Below are 19,343 nucleotides of genomic sequence, written 5' to 3' on the forward strand. Positions count from 1 at the left end.
GCGCGACTTGACGCCTGGTTGTGATCACCGGCGGTGCGCAGGAGCGGCACCCTATCGAGGGGTGGGCGCCGGGCTTCGGCTGGGGTGGCCGGAAGGGATCTACGGTGGCGCGATGGGTGCGGTGGGTGAGTGGGATCTGCGACGGCTGCGGGTGCTGCGGGCGGTCGGTGAGTGCGGCACGGTGACGGCGGCGGCCGAGCGGCTCTGCCTGTCGCCGTCGGCGGTCTCGCAGCAGGTGTCGGCGCTCGCGAAGCAGCTGGGCGCGCCGATGCTGGAGCCGTACGGCCGGCGGGTCCGGCTGACCAGTGCGGCGCGGCTGGTGCTGCACCATGCCGAGTTGGTGTTCGGGCAGTTGGAGCGGGCCGAGGCGGAGCTCGCCGGGTATCTGCACGGCGAGGCCGGCGAGGTGCGGGTCGGCGCGTTCGCCACCGCGATCGGCGGGCTGCTCGTGCCGGCGATCGCCAGGCTGCGCGAGGCGGCACCCCGGCTGGGCGTGCGGGTGGTCGAGGCGGAGGCGGCCGGGGCGTACGGGCTGCTGGCGGCGGGCGACGTCGACCTGGCGCTGTCGCTCGCGGTGCAGCCGGCCGGCGGCGACCCGCGGTTCGTGGAGTCGGTGCTGCTGAGCGACCCGCTGGACGTGGCGCTGCCGCCCGGCCACCCGCTGGCCGGCGCGCCGGGGCTGCGGCTGGCGGATCTCGCCGGCGAGCCCTGGATCTACGGCGCCGCCGGGCCCTGGCGGGAGATCACGCTGGCGGCCTGCGCGGACGCCGGGTTCAGGCCCGAGCGGGCGCACACCGCGGCGGACTGGGCGGCGATCCTGGCGATGGTCGCGGCCGGCCTCGGGGTGGCGCTGGTGCCGCGGCTGGCGTCGGCGGGGCGCGGGGGCGGGGCGGTGGTCCGGGCGCTGCCCGCCGACCTGCCGACCCGCCGGGTGGTCGCGGCGGTCCGGGCCGGGACGGAGGCGACGCCGCCGCTGCGCCGGGTGCTGGCCGCGTTGGTCGAGGTCGCGGCGACCGTTCAGCAGGAGTGAACGGTTTGCTCAGTTCTTTGTGATGGACCTGACGAGTGGGCCGGGGCCAAGGTGGATTCATGGCCACCGACAACGCTCCCAGGACCCTTCCCGACGCCGACGCGCTGCCCTACGCGGGTGGCAACCCCTACGCCGACTACCGCACCGGCGACTTCGCCTTCACCGCGCTGACCGACCTGGCCGACCGCCGGCTCGGCGGCGCCGTGATCGCCGCCAACGACGAGCTGTTCGCCGAGCGCGAGAACCTGCTGCTGCCCGAGCCCGCCGAGTTCCGCCCGCACACCTTCGGCAACAAGGGCCAGATCATGGACGGTTGGGAGACCCGCCGCCGCCGCGGCGCCGGCACCGACCGCCCGCACCCGACCGCCGACGACCACGACTGGGCGCTGATCCGCCTGGGCGTGCCGGGAGTCGTGCAGGGCGTGATCGTGGACACCGCGCACTTCCGCGGCAACCACCCGCTGCAGATCAGCGTCGAAGGCGCCGAACTCCCGGGTACCCCGGGCCCGGAGGAGCTGCTCGCCGGCTCCACCGTCTGGCACCCGCTGGTGCCCCGCTCGCCGGTGCGCGGCCACGCCGCCAACGGTTTCGCGGTCGAGGGCGGCCGCCGTCTCACCCACCTGCGGCTCAGCCAGTACCCCGACGGCGGCATCGCCCGGCTGCGGGTGCACGGCGAGGCCCGGCCGGACGCCGCCTGGCTGGCCGCACTCGGCACCTTCGACCTGGCCGCGATCGAGCACGGCGGCACCGTCGAGGACGCCTCGGACCGCTTCTTCTCGCCCCCGTCCAACCTCGCGCTGCCGGGCAGGTCCCGTGCGATGGGCGACGGTTGGGAGAACCGCCGGCGCCGGGACGACGGCCACGACTGGGTCCGGCTCCGGCTGGCCGGGCGCGGCGCGATCCGCGCGGTGGAGATCGACACCGGCTACTACGTGGGCAACGCGGCCGGCTGGGCCGCGCTGTACGGGCGGGACGAGCAGGCCGCGGACCCGCAGGCGTGGTTCGAGCTGGTGCCGCGGACCAGGCTCCAGCCCGACGCCGTCCACCGCCTGGTGCTGGACGCGCCCCGGCCCGCCACCCACGTCCGGCTCGACGTCTTCCCCGACGGCGGCATCGCCCGGCTGCGGCTGCACGGCAGCCTGGTCTGACCCCGTCCCGCGGGCGGCCGGCGTCGTCCGCGGCCACCCGGTCCGGCCGGCGGACTCCCCCGGTTGCCGGTGCCGGACCGCCGCCGGACGATGGGGAGATGATGCACCAGATGCGCGCCGAGTACGGCGACGGCGGCCCGGCCGCCGGGGTGAGGCTGTGGCACATGGTCCGCGGCTCCGACACCGTGGCCATGTGCGGCCGGGAACTGGACGAGGACGCGCCGTTGCGGGAGCCGGTGGAGTGGGGCAGAACGCCCGAACTCTGCTGCCACACCTGCGGCGCGTACTACCTGCGCGAGACGCCGTACCTGGCGCCGGAGCACCAGTAGCGACCGTGGGCCGTCAGGCGGGTCTACCGTGGTCGGTATGGAGGAATCCCTGGTCCGGCCGCGGTCGTTGGTGCGCGAGGCCGCCGAGCTGCGGGCCGGCCGCCCCGGCCTGGCCGTCCACGTCGACCGGCTCTGCGGCCGGATCGAGCAGGTGGACCCGCTGATCCACGCCTTCGTGCCCGAGCCCGGCCGTCCCGAGCGGCTGCACGCCGAGGCCCGCGCGCTGGCCGCGCGGTACCCCGACCCGGCCGCCGCGCCGCCGCTGTACGGGGTGGCGGTCGGGGTCAAGGACATCGTGCACGTCGACGGTCTGCCGACGCACGCCGGATCCGCCCTGCCGCCGGGTGTGCTGGCCGGGCCGCAGGCCGTCGTGGTGGACCGGCTGCGGGCCGCGGGCGCGCTGGTCGCGGGCAAGACGGTGACCGCCGAGTTCGCGGGAACCGCCCCCGGCCCGACCCGGAACCCGCACCACTCCGGACACACCCCGGGCGGCTCCAGCAGCGGCTCGGCGGCCGCCGTCGCGGCCGGGCTGGTACCGCTGGCGATCGGCACCCAGACCGTCGGCTCGGTGATCCGGCCCGCCGCCTACTGCGCCGTGGTGGGGTTCCGGCCGACCTACGGGCGGATCCCGGTGGACGGGGTGATCCCGAACGCGCCGAGCTTCGACACCCTGGGCCTGTTCACCGCCGACCTGGCGGGCGCGGCGCTGGCGGCGCCCCTGCTCTGCGACGACTGGCGCGCCGAGGAGGCCCGCCCGGCCGGACGGACGCCCGTCCTCGGGGTGCCGGCCGGCCCCTATCTGGAGCGGGCCCTGCCGGAGGCGCGGAAGGCCTTCGACGAGCAGCTGGAGCTGCTGGCGGAAGCGGGCATGACGGTGCGTCGGATCGATCTGCTGCCCGACTTCGCCGACCTGGTACGACAGTTGCAGACGATCAACCGGTTCGAGCAGGCCCGAACCCACGCCGACTGGTTCGCCCGCTTCGGCGGCCTCTACCGGCCGGAGACGGTGGCCGGCATCCGGCACGGCCAGGCCGTCCAGCCGGAGGACTACGCGGCCGCGCTGCGCGCCCGCGCACACCTCCGCGGCCGGATCGCCGAGGCCTGGGCGGCCTCGGGGGCCGACCTCGTGGTGGCGCCCGCCGCGACCGGTCCGGCCCCGTCCGGGCTGGGCAGCACCGGTGAGGCGGTGATGTCGCTGCCGTGGAGCTACGCCGGGCTCCCCGCGCTCAGCCTGCCGGCCGGTACGACGGCGGACGGACTTCCGCTGGGCCTCCAGGTGGTCGGCCCGGCCGGCGCCGACGAACGGCTGCTGGCACAGGCGGCCGTGCTGGAACGGGTGTTGGGGGCCGGCGGGTAGCGCGGACGGGGGGTTAACCCCCGCCCGGATCCGCCGGACCGCCGCACTGCGCCCGCACCCGGGTGCGCGGGAGGGTGAGTCCATGCCGAAGCCGCCCCGCCACCCCAGCCCGCAGCGCCGTTCCCGCCGGGCCGTCCTCGCCCCGACCCGCCCGGGAGCGTGGGTCTGATGCTGTTCTCCTACGCACTCCAGAGCCTGAACGCCCGCCGGTCCAGCTTCGTGGGCGCCTTCTGCGCGCTGTTCTTCGCCGCCCTGACCGTCACCGCCTGCGGCACCCTGCTGGAGACCGGCCTGCGCGGCGAGATCCGCACCGAGCGGTACGCGGGCGCTCCCCTGGTGGTGGCCGGCGATCAGCAGGTGCACCAGACGACCGTCAAGGACAAGGGCAACGGGAAGACCAAGACCAAGGAGAAGGCCAAGCCGCTCGCCGAACGGGCCTGGCTGCCCGCCGGGCTGGCCGACCGGATCGCCGCCGTGCCGGGTGTCCGCGCCGCCGTGCCCGAACTCACCTTCCCCGCCCAGCCGGTGGCCTCCGACCGGCTCCCCGGCTACGGCCACTCCTGGGCCTCCGCCGAGCTGACCCCGTTCACCCTCACCGAGGGCCGGGCGCCGGGCGCGGCCGACGAGTTGGTGGTCGACGCGGGCCTGGCCGCGCGGGCCCGGCTGCACGTCGGCGACCGGCTGACCGTCCGCTCCACGCAGACGCCCGTCGCCTACCGGATCTCCGGCATCGCCGCCGCCCGGGGCGTCGAACTCACCGAGCAGAGCGCGCTGTTCTTCAGCCCGGCCGAGGCCGGGCGGCTGGCCGGCCGGCCCGGCCAGGTCGCCGCGGTCGCCGTCCTGCCCGCGCCCGGCACCGATCCGGCGAAGCTCGCCCGTGACCTCGCCCCGGCGCTGGCCGGCAGCAACGCCGTCGTCCACCGCGGCGCCGACCGCGGGCAGGCCGAGTTCCCGGACGCCGCCGGTGCCCGGGTGAAGCTGGTCAGCATGGGCGCGGCGATCGGCGGCACCGCGCTGCTGGTGGCCGTCCTGGTGGTCAGCGGGACCTTCGCCCTGATGATCCAGCAGCGCGGCCGGGAGATCGCCCTGCTGCGCGCGGTGGCGGCCACGCCCGGCCAGGTACGGAGGATGATCGGCGGTGAGGCGCTGCTGCTGGGCCTGGCCGCCGGCGCGCTCGGCTCGCTGGCCGGGCTGCCCGCCGGCGGGTGGCTGTACGACGGCTTCGTCGACCTCGGCGCCGTGCCGGACACCCTGCACCACACGCTGAGCGTCTTCCCGATGTTCGCCGCGGTGGTCGCGACCCTGCTGGCCGGCTGGGCCGCCGCCCGGATCTCGGCCCGCCGGACGTCCCGGATCCGCCCCGGCCAGGCCCTGTCCGAGGCCGCGGTCGAGGTGCCGGGCGCCGGCTGGGCGCGGGCACTGGCGGGGGCTCTGGTGCTGGTCGGCGGCATCGTCCTGGTCGCCGTCCTCGCCGTGCTGGACACCGAGAAGGCGGCCACCCCGGTGACCTTCGCCGCCGTGGTGGTGCTGGCCATCGCGGTCTCGCTGCTCGGCCCGGTGCTGGCCCGGGTCGCGTCCGCCGCCATCGGCGGGGCCCTGCGGGTCTTCCCGGTCAGCGGCCACCTGGCCGCCGCCAACCTGCGGGCCGAGTCCCGCCGGCTCGGCGCCGCCGCCGCGCCGCTGGCCCTGCTGACCGCGATGGTCTGCACGGTGCTGTTCACGCAGTCCACCCTCGGAGGCGCGGCCGCCCGGCAGGCCGAGGACGGCGTCCGCGCCCCGTGGACGCTGGCCGCGAGCGCGCCGGGCGTGCCCGGCCAGGCGGCGCAGGCGGTGCGGGCGCTGCCCGGCGTCACCGCGGTCACCGAGGTGCTCCGCAGCTCGGCCCGGATCGACCTGGAGAAGTACACCGTGCAGGGCGTGACCACCGAGGGCCTGGCGGCGAGCTGGGACCCGGAGGTGACGGCGGGCACGCTGGCCGGATTCGGCGACGGCGACCTCGCGGTCAGCGCGACGGCGGCCGGCAGCCTCGGGGTGGGCCCCGGCTCCACCGTGCGGCTGGTCCTCGGCGACGGCACCCCCGCCACCCTCACCGTCCGGGCCGTCTACGCCCGCGGTCTCGGCTTCGGCGACCTCACGCTCTCGCATGCCCTGCTGGCCCGGCACGTCGACAATCCGCTCGCCTCCGCCGTCCTGGTGGCCGCCGACGGCCAGGTCACCCGGGAGCGGCTGGGCGCGGCGGTGGCGGGATTCCCCGGGGTCCGGGTCCTCGACCGGGCGCAGAGCGGCGAGATCGCGGCCGAGGCCCGGCAGAACGGCGCCGAGGCCAACTACCTCGGGATGGCCCTGGTGCTCGGCTTCACCGCGATCTCGGTGGTGAACACCCTGGCCATGGCCACCGCCGACCGCCGCCGGGAGTTCGCCCTGCTCCGGCTGACCGGCACGACCCGGCGCCAGATCCTCGGGATGCTGCGGCTGGAGTCGGTCGCCGTGGCGGTCACCGGTGTCACCCTCGGCTCGGCGATCGCCTTCGCGGTGCTCACCGCCTTCAGCCTCGGTATGACCGGCACGGCCGACGTGGCCTGGGGCTGGACCGGCTACGCCGGGGTGCTGGCGCTGGCCGCGGTGCTGGCCCTGGCCGCCACCACCCTCCCGGCCCGGCCGGCCCTGCGGGCGCCGGCCCTCGGAGTCCCGGCCAAGTGAACGGGGGCGTCCACCGCTATACCCTGGCGGGACGCAGGCGCACCGGGCGGCTCACGACTGTGGGCCGCCCGGCGGCGCTCCCGCTACGACGGGTCTCCCGTCCCGACGGACAGCAGAGGTGGACTGTGAGCGGCTCTGTCACGGACCGGCACACGGACCCGCGAACCGACGGACGCGCGGCCGTCCGTGCCGACGGGCGGGCCGACGGACGGGTCCAGCGCGGTGAGGAGACCCGCCGGGCGGTGCTGCGCCGTGCGGTCGAGATCGCCTCCGTCGAGGGGCTGGACGCGCTGTCGATCGGTCGGCTGGCCACCGACCTCGGGCTGAGCAAGAGCGGGGTGTTCGCGGGCTTCGGCTCCAAGGAGGAGCTGCAGCTGGCCACCGTCCGCGCCGCCCGGCGGATCTTCGCGGACGCGGTGGTCACCCCCGTCCAGGACACCGCCCCCGGCCTCGGCCGGGCCCGGCGGCTCTGCGAGAGCTGGCTGGCGTACTCGCGGGCCAGGGTCTTCCCCGGCGGCTGCTTCTTCTACGAGGTGAGCGCCGAGTTCGACGCCCGCCCCGGCCCGCTGCGCGACGCGCTGGCCGGCTGCGCCCGGGAGTGGCGCGACCTGCTGCTCGACACGCTGGCGCAGGCCCGGGCGACGGGCGGGCTGCGGGCCGACGCCGACCTGGAGGACTTGGCGTTCGCGCTGATCGCGGTGCTGGAGACGGCCAATTCGCAGGCCCTGCTCTTCGGCGAGGACACCCCGTACGACCGGGCGGGGCGTGTGGCGCTGCGGCTGCTGCGGGCGGAGGCGGCCGACCCGCGGGCGCCCGAGCTGGCCTGATCCCGCGCGCCTGATCCCCCTGCCCGGCCACCCTTGCCCGGCCACCCCTGCCCGGCGCCGACCTGTCTGATCCCGCGTGCCCGGTCCCGCGCCTGATTCCCACGTGGTGTCCCGGTGGCCGGCTCTGGGGCATAAAACTGCACGAACGATCGTGCTAATATCTTCCGCAGTTCGGCCCCCGCACCCAGGCAGACCCGTCAACACCGACAGGGAGTCCCCGATGGACCCGGCCGTCGCACTGATCCGCACCACCCTCAACGCCACCTCGCTGATCGCCCCCGGCCTGGCCGGCCAGGCCGCGTTCCGGCTCTTCCGCCACCCCCTGCGGCGCGGCCGGGTACGCACCCTCGAACGCGAGGTCCACGCACAGGCCGTCACCGAGCGGCTCTCCGTCCGCGGCGAGCCCGTGGTGGTCTACCGCTGGGGCGACGGCAGTCGGCCCGTCCTGCTGCTGCACGGGTGGCAGTCCCGCGCCTCGCGGTTCGCCGCCTTCGTGCCCCGGATGAGGGCGCTCGGCCTGAGCCCGGTCGCCTTCGACGCCCCCGGCCACGGCGACTCCGGCGGCCGCACCAGCACCGTGCTCGACCTCCGCGAGCTGGCCGGCCGGCTCCAGGAGCGGTACGGCGACTTCGAGGCGGTGGTGGCGCACTCGCTCGGCGTCAACGCCGCCTTCCTGGCCCTGCGGGGCGGCCTGCGGGCCGGGCGGCTGGTCGCGATCGCCGGGGTCAGTGAGATCTCCTTCATGCCGGCCGCCTTCTGTGCCCAGGCCGGGCTGAACGGCGTGGTCGAGCGGCGGCTGCGGCGGCTGATGGAGCGCGAGATGTTCCCCGGCGTCGGCGACGTCACCGAGTACTTCGACGCCGCCCGCCGCCCCGAGGAGATCGGCCTGCCGATCCTGGTGCTGCACGACGAGGGCGACGACGTGGTCGCGGTCGGCCACGCCCGCCGGCTCAAGGCCGCGTACGGCGACCGGCTCGACCTGGTCGTCACCCGGGGCCTCGGCCACCGCCGGATCCTCACCGAAGCCACCGTCATCGACAACGCCGTCGGCTTCCTGGCGGCCGGCCGTCCTGGCGGCCCGGACCTCGCGCGGGATGTCGCGCGGGATGTCGCACAGGGTGTCGCGCAGGAGGTCGGTGCCGCATGAGCCTGCTCGAACTGCACACCCGGTCCCTGGCGTTGGCCGCCGAGGTGATCACCACCGTCCAGCCCGAACAGCTGGTGCTGGCGACGCCCTGTGCCGGCTGGACGCTCCGCCGCCTGCTGGAGCACGTGGTCGGCCAGCACCGGGGCTTCGCCGCGGCCGCCCGGGGTGCCGGGGCCGACCGGGCACTCTGGCGGGACGTCCCGGTCGACGGCGATCCGGCGGGCGCGTTCCGGCGCTCGGCCGAGGAGCTGACGGCGGCCTTCACCGAGGCGCACGCCACGGCCGGACGCGAACTCTGGCTGCCCGAGATCCGCGACGGCGGCCCCTTCCCGTTGCGCCAGGCCGTCGGCTTCCACCTGCTGGACACCCTGGTGCACGCCTGGGACGTCGCGGCGGCGCTGGGCGTGCCGAAGGGGATCGCCGAGGCGGTGGACGGCGAGGAGCGGCTCGCGGCCGCCCTGCTGTCGGTGGCCGGGCTGGTGCCAGCCGCGCCCGCGGACCGGGCGCCGGGGCGGGCGTTCCGGGAGCGCCGTCAGCAGGCCGACGGCGCCGGGCCGTTCGACCGCGCGCTGGCGCTGCTCGGCCGCGACCCGGCGTGGACGCCGCCCGCCGGCCCGGGGCCGGGCTCAGCGCCCGTCGCGCTGCTCGTCGGGGAAGCGCGGTCCGCCGATCAGGAAGAGCAGCGCGGCGATCGGAAAGCCGATCGAGGCGGCCAGTAGCACGAAGAACTGCCAGACCATTTTCTCGCTCCTCGCCAGTCCTGGGGAGGCCCGTCAGCGCCGGAAGGCCGGGCCCCCCGAAGGAGATCCCAAACCCCGCAGGCCCTGATTGGCCGAATTGTCCACTCGGTATCCGACGGTATGGCCGAATTACTCCCGTTGCCACCGGGACGAACCCGCGCGCCGCGTGCACGGGTCTGGGCCTGCGCGCCGTCGGCGGCCACACTGTCGGGATGCAGGTACAGCTCGCAGGGGAAGCACGGCGGCCGGACCGCGAGAGCGAGGATTTCGCGGCGGCCTCGCCGGAGGCGCTCGTACTGCTCGACGGTTCGAGCTCGCCGACCGGCCTGGAGTCCGGGTGCCGCCACGGCACCCCCTGGTACGTACGGCGGTTGGGGGTGCATCTGCTGGCCCGGCTCACCGACCGCGCGGACCGCTCGATCGGGGAGTGCCTGGCCGACGCCATCGCGGAGACGGCCGCGCTGCACGGCGGCCGCTGCGACCTCGGCCACCCCAACACGCCGGCGGCCATGGTGGTCGCCGCCCGTCGGCACGGCGCCGCGCTGGAGTACCTGGTGCTCGGAGACTCGCTGCTGGTGCTCCAGTTCAAGGACGGCCCGCCGAAGGTGATCGGCGACAACCAGCGCTTCCCCGGCGGCGAGGAGCTGCGCCGGCAGGTCTGGTCGACGGTGCCCGGCTCGGCCGAGCGCGCCGCGCTGCACCTGGAGTACGCGCTGGCCGTGCGCGCCGCCCGGAACACCGGCAACGGCCCGTGGATCGCCGCCGCCAGCCCGAAGGCGGCCCAGCACGCCGAGACCGGCTTCGTCGGCGTGGACCGGCTGCACGCGGTGGCCGCGCTGACCGACGGCGCCTCGCGCTACACCGAGCGCTTCGGTCTGGGCAGTTGGGCCGACGCGCTGCGGCTGCTCGCCGAGTCGGGGCCGGGTGAGCTGATCGCCCAGGTACGGGCGGTCGAGCGGGCGGACGCCGCCTGCGAGCGCTGGCCGCGCGGCAAGGCGCACGACGACGCCTCGGCCCTCTACGCGTTGCTGTGACGGTGGCCGTGGCTCCGCTCACGGCCGGGAGCCCCGGTCGTCCGGGCGGGCCCGTCGCACCCGCCGGAGCGGTGCGGCGGTCCGGGAGTCCGCGGCGGTCCCGGAGTCCGGTGCCGCGGTCCCCCGCGGCGGACGGCGGTCCGCTCAGGCGGCCGCCGCGGTGACGACGCCCGCCCGTTCGGCGAGGACGCCGGCCTGGAAGCGGCTGTCCGCGCCCAGGCTGTCCATGAGCTCGGCGATGTGCCGGCGGCAGGTGCGGACGGACATGCCCAGGCGCCGGGCGGCCTGCTCGTCGGTGCTGCCCTCGGCGAGCATCCGGGCGATGGAGCTCTTGATCGCCGCGCCGGCCTCGCCGTAGCCCGCGACCACGCTGCGGGTCTCCTCCTGGCCGAACGGCAGGGCCCGGCCCCAGCACTGTTCCAGCGAACGGTAGAGGTAGTCGACGAGGGCGGGCTCGCGCACCATGACGGCGCCGCTGGGTGCGCCGATCCCCGTCCGGGGAATGAAAGCGACCTCGCGGTCCACGATGACGACGCGGTCGACGATCTCGTTGTCGGTGCGCAACTCGCAGCCGGAGGCGGTCAGTTGGCTGGCGTAGTGCTGCATGGCCGGATTGACGCGGACGGTGTGCTGGTACAGCGCCCGCATCCGTACGCCGCGGTCGAGCAGTTCGAGGTTGCGCTCGAGCGCGTCCGCCATGCCCTCGGTCGAGCCGATGCCCGGGTGTGCGCTGAACACCTCTGTACGGCAGTTCCCGGCCAGCTCCTGGAACATGGCGCGGACGTCGTCGGGGTTGTCCATCACGTCGATCGCCTCGGAGCTGCTGCGCTCGCGCCTCATCTCGTAGTAGAAGGGCACCAGCCCGAGCAGCTCGGTCCGCACCTGGGCGGCCTGCTGCTGGCGCGCCTGCAGCGCGGCGTTGATGGGGCCGATCAGTTCGGCCGCGGCGAGCTCGGGGTTGGTGGCGATCAGCGCCGAGGAACCGTCGGGAGCGGGGCGCAGCAGGCGGAGCTCGGAGAGGGCGCCGGTCGCCTGCTCCAGTTGGCCGGAGGTCAGGCCGAGCTCGTCAGCTGCCCGTTCATCCAGCCGGCCGTGTCTGACGGCCCAGGTGAACACTCTCGCGGCCGTCTCGTCGAGGCGGCCTGAAAGTGACGGAAGGATGTCCGGACTGACCATGATTGCCCCCGTTTGATCATAGTGATTTCGCTGCGCTGCAACTTTATGACAGGGGCGTGAGGTGGAGATCCCCCCAACCGGCGGGCCACTGTGGAGCTGCACCGGAAAGCAGGTGCGGCTCCCGGCCGGAAACGGCGGAGGAGTCCGAGGGAACGTACGACGCCGTGATCCGGCGATCGACACAACGGGGGAAAACACCATGGGCAAGCGCCTTGCTTCCTGCTTCGTTCTGACCGCTCTCGCCACCGCGGTCATGGCCGGCCCGGCGTCCGCCGCGACCGCCGGCACCGTGACCGCCGGCACCGCCGCCGCCACCGCCACCGCCACCACCGGCACCGCCGGCACCGCCACCGCGTCGGCGGCCGGGCCGGACGCCGACCCGCTGCACCTCGTCCCGAAGCCGGTCGGGCACAAGCCGGGCAAGGACGGCGGCCACGGCGACCTCCGCTGGGAGTGACCGCGGGCCCCGCCGGAGCCCGACCCGGCCGCGCCCACCCGACCTGACCTGACCCGACCTGATCTGCGCTGATCCGACCCGCGATCGAGGACCCATGTCTGCCGCACCTTCTCCGCTGCCGCTCCGCGGCGTGCGATCCCGCCCCGGCGTGCACTACGCACCGGTCAGCAAGGGCGTGTACGTCTCCGCCGCCAAAGGGGCGTTCCTGCTGGCCGGCCCGGCGAGCCTGTTCCAGCTGGTCGACCGGCTGACCCCGCTGCTGGACCGCGGCGCCACCGAGGACGAACTGGTCGCGGCGGCCGGCGCCGAGAAGACCCGCGGTGTCGTGCGCTGGGTGGCCGGACAGCTCCTCCTGCGCGAGCTGCTGTTCGACCTCGACCGGCTGGACACCCCGGAGCCCGGGCCGGACGAGCGCGCCGCGTACGGCGACACGCTCGCCTACCTGGAGACCCGCAGCGACGAGCCGTACACCGCCTTCCGCCGGGTGCGCGAGGGCCGGGCGGCCGTCCTCGGCCGGGGGCCCGCCGCCGAGTCGGCGGCCCGCGGCCTGGCCGCGGCCGGCTTCGGCAGCGTCGTCCTGGCCGGTACGGACGGAAGCGCCCCGGACCCGTCCGGGCTGCTGCTGCTCGACCCGGAGCTCGACCGCGTCGTGCTGCCCGCCTCCGCCGCCGAGGCCGCCGGACTGCTGTCCGGTGCCTGCGTGGCGGTGGTCGTGGACGCCGCGCCGTCGGTCGACGCGACCGCCGAACTCGCGCCCGGTGCCGCGATCGTCCCGGTGACCACCTCGGACGCGACGCGGGCCGGTGGCCCCCAGGTCGTCGGCCCGCTGCGGACGGCGGGCGAGGCGCCCGGTCTGCACGGCAGGCTGGTCGAGCGTGCGGTGATCCGGCAGGGTGACCAGGCGCGGACCGTACCGTCGCCCACCGGCGCCATCATGGCCGGTGCGCTCGCCGCCCACCGGGCCTTCCAGCACATCGGCCTCGGCACGCCGGAGAGCTCCGTCTCGGTGGTGCACGGTCCCGCGCTGGAGTCCGACGAGGCCGTGCTAGCCGGATCGGGTCAGGCCGAGTGGAGCGGCATCCGCAGCCTCGGCGACGCCGACCCGTCGGGGCTCGCGCCGGTCGTGACCGAGGAGGTGCTCACCGACTCGCTGCCGCTGTTCGCACCCTGGACAGGCCCGTTCCGGTGGATCGCCCCCGACGACCTGCCGCAGCTCCCGTCCGCCCTGGCCGTCCTCGAAGGCCTCACCCCCGACTTCGGCGGGCCCCTCGTCCGCCGCGGCATCGACCACGGCTCCGCCGCCGTCCAGGCGATCCTCGCCGGGCTGCGCGTCCTGGCCGCCGTGCCGTACCCGCCCGGGATCCGTGTCCTGGAGCGCTCGGTGTCGGCCGCCGGAACCACCGAGGCGCGCTGGCTGCTGGACGGTGTCCTGCGGATCCTGGCACGCTCCGCCGCGACGCCGGCCACCGTCCTGGGCTGGGACGACGTCACCGACCACGACACCCTGCGGTTCTGGCGCACCCTGGAGGAGTACGAGGACCAGCCGGTCGCGCTCACGCTCGGCCGCCCCACCGGACTCGCCGGCCCCTGGTGCACCGTCACCGTGGCGGACGCCCGAACCGGCGCCGTGCTGGGCTCCGCCTGGGGCGACAGCACCGACCGGGCCGCCGGCCTGGCGCTGGCCGCGGCCCACGGCGCCCGTCGGGCCGAACAGGCCGGTCACCCCGGCACCGTCGACCCGGCGCCCGGAACCGAACTGATCGACCTGATGACCGAGCCCGAGCTGAACGCGCTGGCCGGGGACATCGAGGCGTACTGCCACGCCCACGGGGTGCGTCCGCTCGGGGTCCGTGTCGTCGCCGACCCGCTGGCCGGGGAGCAGAAGCTGTGCTGGGGGCCGGTATGGCTGTCCTGACGATCACCGAACCGTCCACCCCCTGGGCGGAGTTCGCCGAGCTGCACGGTGCCCGCCTCAGCATGAGCGAGGGCTGGGACACCGAGGTGGAGCGCGCCGCCTGGACGGCGGCCCGCGAGGCCGGGGTGCCGCTGCTCTCCGTCCGGGTCCTCCCGGACGAGGTGCAGATCGGCCCGCTGTGGGACCCGGCCGCGCCCGCGCCCTCCTGCGCGGGCTGCGCCGAGGCGCGGGAGCGACTCGCCGCACCGATCGCCGGCGGCCACCCGATCGCCCGCGAGTGGGGTGCCCGGCGCTCCGGCACCGGCGCGTCGCCGCTGCTCCCGCTGCTGGCCCGGGCCGCGCTGGCCGCCGGAACCCCCCTGGCCCCGGGCGAGCTGCTGTCCGTCCGTCCGGGCGGACTGCGCCGGCACCGGATCGCCCGGTACCACGCCTGCCCGGTCTGCGGGGACGCGGGCATGCCCCACGACCGCACCGCCGCGCCGCCCGTCCGGACGCCGGAGCCCCTGGTGCTCTCCGACCGTCCGTCGCCACAGCGACTGCCGCTGCGCGAGCGCCCCGGCCTGCCGATGCCCGCCGACGAGCTGCACCGGCGGACGGTCGACGCCCGCTTCGGCCCCTTCGTCGGGGTGCAGCGGGAGACCCAGGCCCCGTTCGCGATGAGCAACGCCGTGATGCCCGGCGGACCGGTCGGCGCGGGGCACGGCCGCGGCGCCACCTACCGGGAGAGCGATCCCGTCGCCATCCTGGAGATGTACGAGCGGATCGGCGGGTTCCCGTACGGCACGGGACGGGTCGTCAGGAACCTCGCCCACCAGGACATCGACCTGCCCGCGCTGGACCCGGCCACGCTGGGCGGGCACACCGCGCGACAGCTCGCCCACCCCTACTGCCGGGTGCTGCCGTACGCGCCGGACACCCCGACCGACTGGGTCTGGGGCCACCGCATCCCCACCGGGGAGCCGGTGCTGGTGCCGGCCGAAGTCGGCTTCTACCAGTACAAGCTGCAGCGGGAAGGCGACCGGAAGATCCACTTCCTGGAGTCCTCCAGCGGCTGCGCGCTCGGCGCGAGCCTGGAGGAGGCGGCGCTGCACGCCCTCTTCGAGGTCACCGAGCGCGACGCGTTCCTGCTCGCCTGGCACCGGCGGCGCCCGCTGCCGGCCATCGACCCCGCGTCGGTGCGCCGGGAGCGCAGCCGGGAGCTGATCGGCCTGATCCGCTCGCGCGGCTACGACGTGCACCTGCTGGCGGCGAGCCAGGACATCCCGCTGCCCTCGGTGTGGGTGCTGGCCGTCCACCGGGACGGGCTGTTCCCCGCCAGCTACTCCGCGGCCGGTACCCACCCGGACCCGGAGGCCGCGGTCGAGGCCGGCCTGTGGGAACTGGCACAACTGGTCCACGAGCGGGTGCCGTTCGACCCGGCGGCGGTGGAGCGGATGATCGCCGACCCGTTCGAGGTGCGCGTGCTCGACGACCACTACCAGCTCTACAAGCGGCCCGAACTGCTGCCCCGCGTCACCGAGGTGCTGGGCGGCCCGGTCGTGCGGCTGGACGAGGCCTTCCCCGGCTGGCCCGACGCGCTGCGCCCGGCGGCCGGCGCGCGTCCCGACGTACGGGCCTCGCTGGAGACCGTGCTCGGCCTGTACGCCGACGCCGGGATGGACACCGCCATCGTCGTCGACCAGTCCACCCGGGACCACCGTGACCTGGGGCTGGCCGCCGCCAAGGTGATCGTCCCCGGCACGTTGCCGATGACCTTCGGCCACGCCAACCAGCGGCTGCTCGGCCTCACCAGGCTGACCGACGGCCTCCTGGTCGACGGCCGCCCGGTCACCGCCGACGACCTTCCGCTCGACCCCCACCCGTTCCCGTGAGAGGAGGACCGATGAGCCAGACACTCGAACGCGACGCTCTGCCCGGCACCGCCGAACCGCGGGGCACCGCCGAACCGCGGCGCACCGACGCCCCGAACGGCATCGACGACCTGCGGGAACTGCGCCGCTTCGCCTTCGAACAGGGCGCCGGCAAGGCCTTCGTCGCCCCGGGCCCGCAGATCGACCCCTCGATCGGCACCACCAGCGGGCAGCTCCCCGCAGCGGTCCGCCCCGACGCCGGCCGCCCGCTCGCCCTCGGCACCTCCCGGCTGCTGCGCCGCACCCCCTTCCCCGCCGGCCTCCGGCCGGAGGACGGGCCGGCAGCCGGTGAGGAGACCCTGGACCATCTGCTGGTCACCGCGTTCGGCCTGCAGCGCCGGGAGCCGTCGAACTCCTTCAACGACCACCGCGTCGTGCCGTCGGTCCGCAGCAAGTTCCCGGTCCGCCCCTACCTGCTGCAGGACGGCGCCACCCGCTACCTGGACGTACGGCGCCACGCGCTCCTGGACGTCGAGGGCACCCCCGCCGCCCCCGGCGAGCACGGCACCACCGTGGTGCTGGCCGGGCGGCACACCGACCTGCCGCCGCAGTACGCGCTGCTGCGCGGCCCGCTGGTGGACCTCGAAATCGGTCACAACCTGCGCAGCCTGTACCTCGCGGCCCAGCTGTTCGGGGTGCGGGCGGAGCTGGAACTGCCGACCCCCCACCCCGAGGGCCTGGCCGAGCGGATCGGCATCCGGCCCGCCGAGGGCTGGGCCTACCCGGTCGCGGTCCGGCTGGACGGCGCGACCCCGCGCTGGCGTCCCGGTACCGACCGGCCGGCGCCCACCGGAGACCAGGCACTGGACCGGGTGCTGCGGATCGACCGGATGACCCGGCCGTCCGGGGCGCCCGCCCCGGCGGCCGAGGCCACCGGCACCGGCCCGTACCCGGTCGAGGGCAACGGCCTGAGCTGGGCCGAGGTGCTCTGGAACCGTACGGCCGGGCGCACCCCCGAGGGGATCGGCGGCTTCTCCGGCGTCCGGGCGCCCCAGCCGTACGCGGCCGCCGCCGACAGCCTGGCGCTGGCCTGTGCGCCGCCGCCGTCCCCGCTGCTCGCCGCCGTCGCCGGGCACATCCGGCTCACCCTCTGCGTCCAGGACGTCGAGGGGCTGCCGGACGGCATCCACTGCGTCGAGGGCAACAGGCTCACCGGGCACCTCGCCCGGCCCGGCGTGCACGCCGCGCTGGACTCCCAGTTCGGGTACCCGCTGAGCGGCGGCAACGACTGCCCGGTGCGGCACGCCACCTTCGTCTGGACCTTCACCGCCGACCTGCGCGCGCTGTTCGCCGAGTTCGGGCCCAGCGCGTGGAAGCTGCTGCAGTACGCGTGCGGCTGGTCGGCACAGGGCCTGGTGCTCGGCGCCGCGGCGTACGGCATGTACGCCCGGCCGGCCCGCGCCTTCGACGAGGTGCGGATCGCCCGCACGCTGGAGCTGGACCGCGACCAGACCGCCGTCTTCCAGGTGGTCTGCGGCACCGGCCGGTTCCGCGAGCCGATGCTGGACCTGCGGTCATGACCGGCACCCTGGACGGCAGACCCCGCTGGAGCTGCTGGCACCTCCACCTCGACTCCGCCGCACCGGCGCTGGTGGACACCGTCCTGCTGGACGTGGTCGAACCGGTGGTGCGCGAGCTGCGGGCCGACGACGCGATCACCGGCTGGTTCTTCATCCGGTACTGGCAGCACGGGCCGCACCTGCGGCTGCGGCTCGCCGGTCTGGACGAGTCGGCCGAGCCCGGCGTCACGGCTGCGCTCGCCGAACGGCTTGCCCCGGTCAACGCGGGCGTCCCGGACGGCGAACGGATGAGCACCGAGCAGTACCACCGGAGCACCGGCCCGATCGCCAAGGCCGGCGAGGGCGGCGCGGACGGCTTCGAGGCGTTGCCGCTGGCCGAGCTGCGACCGGGCGGGGTGCACCGTGAGCCGTACGCCCCGGAGACCGACCGCTACGGCGGGCCGGCCCTGCTGGGGCTCAGCGAGTCGCTGTTCGGCGACAGCAGCGAGCTGGTGACGGCCGTCCTGCGGGCCCGTCCGACCTGGAACGGCCGGGTGACATTCGCCCTGCTCACGATCGCGGCGGCGGTCCGCGCGGCCGATCCGGACCACGTTTCCCAGGAGCGGTTCCTGCGCGGACTGCGCACCTCCTGGCTGACCTGGGCCGGGCGCGCCGAGCACCCGGGCATGAACCCGCTCGCCGCCCGCGAGGCGTCGCTGCGCTCCGCGGAACTGCTCGCCGAGCGCTTCCCGGGCGGGCCGGGCGCCCTGCCGGGTGCCGGCCGGGCCGCCGACCGGTGGGCGGAGCGGCTGGGCGCCGCCATGGACGTCTGGCGGGACGCCGCCCTGGCCGGGGAGCTGAGCTCCAGCCCGCCGGAGATCCTCGCCTCGCACCTGCACATGACGCTCAACCGGCTGGGCTTCGGCCCCGAGCAGGAGGTCTTCCTGCTCAGCGTGCTGATCGAGCTCTGGGCGGGCCACCGTACGGCGGCCGCGGCGTGACCGTCACCGGGACGGCGGCCGGGACGACGGCCGTCCCGGCCGGCGGGTACGAGCGCGCCTGCGCCACCCTGCTGCCGGAGCTCGCCGAGAGGGTCGGGCCGCCGCCGGCCGAGGGCCGCTGGTTCGCGCTGGAGCGGGCGGCGGGCCGGTACGGCCGGGTCCTCCTCCCGCTCGGCGACCGGGTGTACCACGGCCACGCCTTCGCCGAGGCCTTCGCGGCCGCCCTCGGCACGCCGGCCGGACAGCCGGACGGATCCTTCTGGTGCGTGCTCGCCGGCGAGCCGCGGACCGACCCGGCGGTGTTGGACGGCCTGCGCTGCGGTCTGGCGCGCGCCGCGGCCGCCCACGGCTTCGCGGTGCGCTGGCCGCGGGTGCACGACCAGGAACTGCTCGACATGGCCGCGCAGTTGGACGGCCTGGACACCGGCGTCCTGCTGGTCGCCGAACTGTCCGACCAGGCGCCCGCGTAGCCGACCGGGCACCCGTGCCGCAGGTCGGGGCACCCGCGTAGCCGACCAGGTACCCGCGTGGCCGGCCAGGCGCCCGCGCCGCAGGCCGAACGACCGGCCGCCCGCGCGGCCCTTTCCCCGGGATCGGCTGATCCCCCCACAGACCTCCCCCGTCAGGGGTGAGCGCCGGCCCTCCCGGGCCGGCCCCGCCGCGCCGGCATCCGCCGCGTGGAGCCCGGAATGCGGCCCGAACGGGCCCGATCCCGGAGCGAACCGATGAGATCCCATGGAGATCCACAGATGAGCGAGTCCGTGAACACCCCGCAGGCCGAGCAGTCGGCCGAGGTCCCGACGGTCGACGTCGAGGAGCTGTCGGTGCTGGAGGTCGGCGACGCCGCCGCCCTGCCGGAGATGGGTGCCTCCAGCGGCGGCACCATGTGCTGCTCCTCCTCCTCGTCCACCTGCTGCTGCTGATCCAGCGTCAACAAGCCCACTGAGAAACGGAGTTCCATCATGAGCGAGTCCATCAACACCCCGCAGGCCGAGCAGTCGGCCGAGGTCCCGACGGTCGACGTCGAGGAGCTGTCGGTGCTGGAGGTCGGCGACGCCGCCGCCCTGCCGGAG

At 75.9% G+C, this 19,343-nt stretch carries 17 protein-coding genes; 16 read left to right on the forward strand and 1 reads right to left on the reverse strand.

What is annotated here, in order from left to right:
* The first annotated feature begins 112 nt into the window (after positions 1–112).
* From ACZ3YO_RS14400 to ACZ3YO_RS14440, 9 genes are all read left to right on the forward strand, one after another.
* Entirely contained in the window at positions 113–1,030 is a 918-nt protein-coding gene (locus tag ACZ3YO_RS14400; RefSeq protein ID WP_465569150.1) for a LysR family transcriptional regulator, read from the forward strand.
* A 59-nt stretch (positions 1,031–1,089) separates the two neighbouring features.
* Complete coding sequence (gene alc, locus ACZ3YO_RS14405) at positions 1,090–2,178, forward strand: allantoicase (protein WP_465569152.1); 1,089 nt, start codon at positions 1,090–1,092, stop codon at positions 2,176–2,178.
* A 98-nt stretch (positions 2,179–2,276) separates the two neighbouring features.
* Positions 2,277–2,507, forward strand: coding sequence for a hypothetical protein (locus tag ACZ3YO_RS14410; RefSeq protein ID WP_465569154.1), 231 nt, complete (start codon positions 2,277–2,279; stop codon positions 2,505–2,507).
* Positions 2,508–2,544: 37 nt separating this feature from the next.
* Positions 2,545–3,864 carry an amidase gene (locus ACZ3YO_RS14415; RefSeq protein ID WP_465569156.1) on the forward strand — a complete coding sequence of 440 codons (1,320 nt, stop codon included), beginning with the start codon at positions 2,545–2,547 and terminating at the stop codon, positions 3,862–3,864.
* Positions 3,865–4,032: 168 nt separating this feature from the next.
* Positions 4,033–6,564 (forward strand): FtsX-like permease family protein, encoded by a 2,532-nt coding sequence (locus tag ACZ3YO_RS14420; RefSeq protein WP_465569158.1) that lies wholly within the window; start codon positions 4,033–4,035, stop codon positions 6,562–6,564.
* 242 nt (positions 6,565–6,806) lie between these two features.
* Entirely contained in the window at positions 6,807–7,391 is a 585-nt protein-coding gene (locus ACZ3YO_RS14425) for a TetR/AcrR family transcriptional regulator (protein WP_396322995.1), read from the forward strand.
* A 220-nt stretch (positions 7,392–7,611) separates the two neighbouring features.
* Positions 7,612–8,538: an alpha/beta hydrolase gene (locus ACZ3YO_RS14430; RefSeq protein WP_465569160.1), complete on the forward strand. Its 927-nt coding sequence runs from the start codon at positions 7,612–7,614 to the stop codon at positions 8,536–8,538.
* Positions 8,535–9,257: a TIGR03086 family metal-binding protein gene (locus ACZ3YO_RS14435; protein WP_465569162.1), complete on the forward strand. Its 723-nt coding sequence runs from the start codon at positions 8,535–8,537 to the stop codon at positions 9,255–9,257. The genes ACZ3YO_RS14430 and ACZ3YO_RS14435 overlap by 4 nt, the downstream gene beginning before the upstream one ends.
* A gap of 233 nt (positions 9,258–9,490) precedes the next feature.
* Complete coding sequence (locus tag ACZ3YO_RS14440) at positions 9,491–10,312, forward strand: integrase (RefSeq protein ID WP_396322807.1); 822 nt, start codon at positions 9,491–9,493, stop codon at positions 10,310–10,312.
* Between the two features lie 144 nt (positions 10,313–10,456).
* On the opposite strand, the gene ACZ3YO_RS14445 is transcribed toward ACZ3YO_RS14440, so the two are convergent.
* Positions 10,457–11,488, reverse strand: a complete 1,032-nt coding sequence (locus ACZ3YO_RS14445; protein WP_465569165.1) for a helix-turn-helix transcriptional regulator — start codon at positions 11,486–11,488, stop codon at positions 10,457–10,459.
* 199 nt (positions 11,489–11,687) lie between these two features.
* Here ACZ3YO_RS14445 and ACZ3YO_RS14450 point away from each other — a divergent pair, with 199 nt between their 5' ends.
* The 7 genes from ACZ3YO_RS14450 to ACZ3YO_RS14480 all read left to right on the forward strand — a co-directional run bounded on the left by ACZ3YO_RS14450 (position 11,688) and on the right by ACZ3YO_RS14480 (position 19,193).
* Positions 11,688–11,945 carry a hypothetical protein gene (locus ACZ3YO_RS14450; RefSeq protein WP_465569167.1) on the forward strand — a complete coding sequence of 86 codons (258 nt, stop codon included), beginning with the start codon at positions 11,688–11,690 and terminating at the stop codon, positions 11,943–11,945.
* A 130-nt stretch (positions 11,946–12,075) separates the two neighbouring features.
* On the forward strand, positions 12,076–13,860 hold the full coding sequence (locus ACZ3YO_RS14455; protein WP_465569169.1) for a serine/threonine-protein kinase: 1,785 nt from the start codon (positions 12,076–12,078) through the stop codon (positions 13,858–13,860).
* On the forward strand, positions 13,848–15,731 hold the full coding sequence (locus tag ACZ3YO_RS14460; protein WP_465569171.1) for a YcaO-like family protein: 1,884 nt from the start codon (positions 13,848–13,850) through the stop codon (positions 15,729–15,731). Before ACZ3YO_RS14455 ends, ACZ3YO_RS14460 begins: the two co-directional genes overlap by 13 nt.
* Positions 15,732–15,742: 11 nt before the next feature.
* Positions 15,743–17,290 carry a nitroreductase family protein gene (locus ACZ3YO_RS14465; protein WP_465569173.1) on the forward strand — a complete coding sequence of 516 codons (1,548 nt, stop codon included), beginning with the start codon at positions 15,743–15,745 and terminating at the stop codon, positions 17,288–17,290.
* Entirely contained in the window at positions 17,287–18,270 is a 984-nt protein-coding gene (locus tag ACZ3YO_RS14470) for a thiopeptide-type bacteriocin biosynthesis protein (RefSeq protein WP_465569175.1), read from the forward strand. The genes ACZ3YO_RS14465 and ACZ3YO_RS14470 overlap by 4 nt, the downstream gene beginning before the upstream one ends.
* Positions 18,267–18,740 carry a hypothetical protein gene (locus ACZ3YO_RS14475; RefSeq protein WP_465569177.1) on the forward strand — a complete coding sequence of 158 codons (474 nt, stop codon included), beginning with the start codon at positions 18,267–18,269 and terminating at the stop codon, positions 18,738–18,740. The genes ACZ3YO_RS14470 and ACZ3YO_RS14475 overlap by 4 nt, the downstream gene beginning before the upstream one ends.
* Positions 18,741–19,019: 279 nt before the next feature.
* A complete protein-coding gene (locus ACZ3YO_RS14480; protein ID WP_465569179.1) occupies positions 19,020–19,193 on the forward strand; it encodes a thiazolylpeptide-type bacteriocin in 174 nt (57 codons plus the stop codon).
* Positions 19,194–19,343: the final 150 nt, after the last annotated feature.

It is taken from the genome of Kitasatospora sp. NPDC022785, assembly GCF_055561295.1.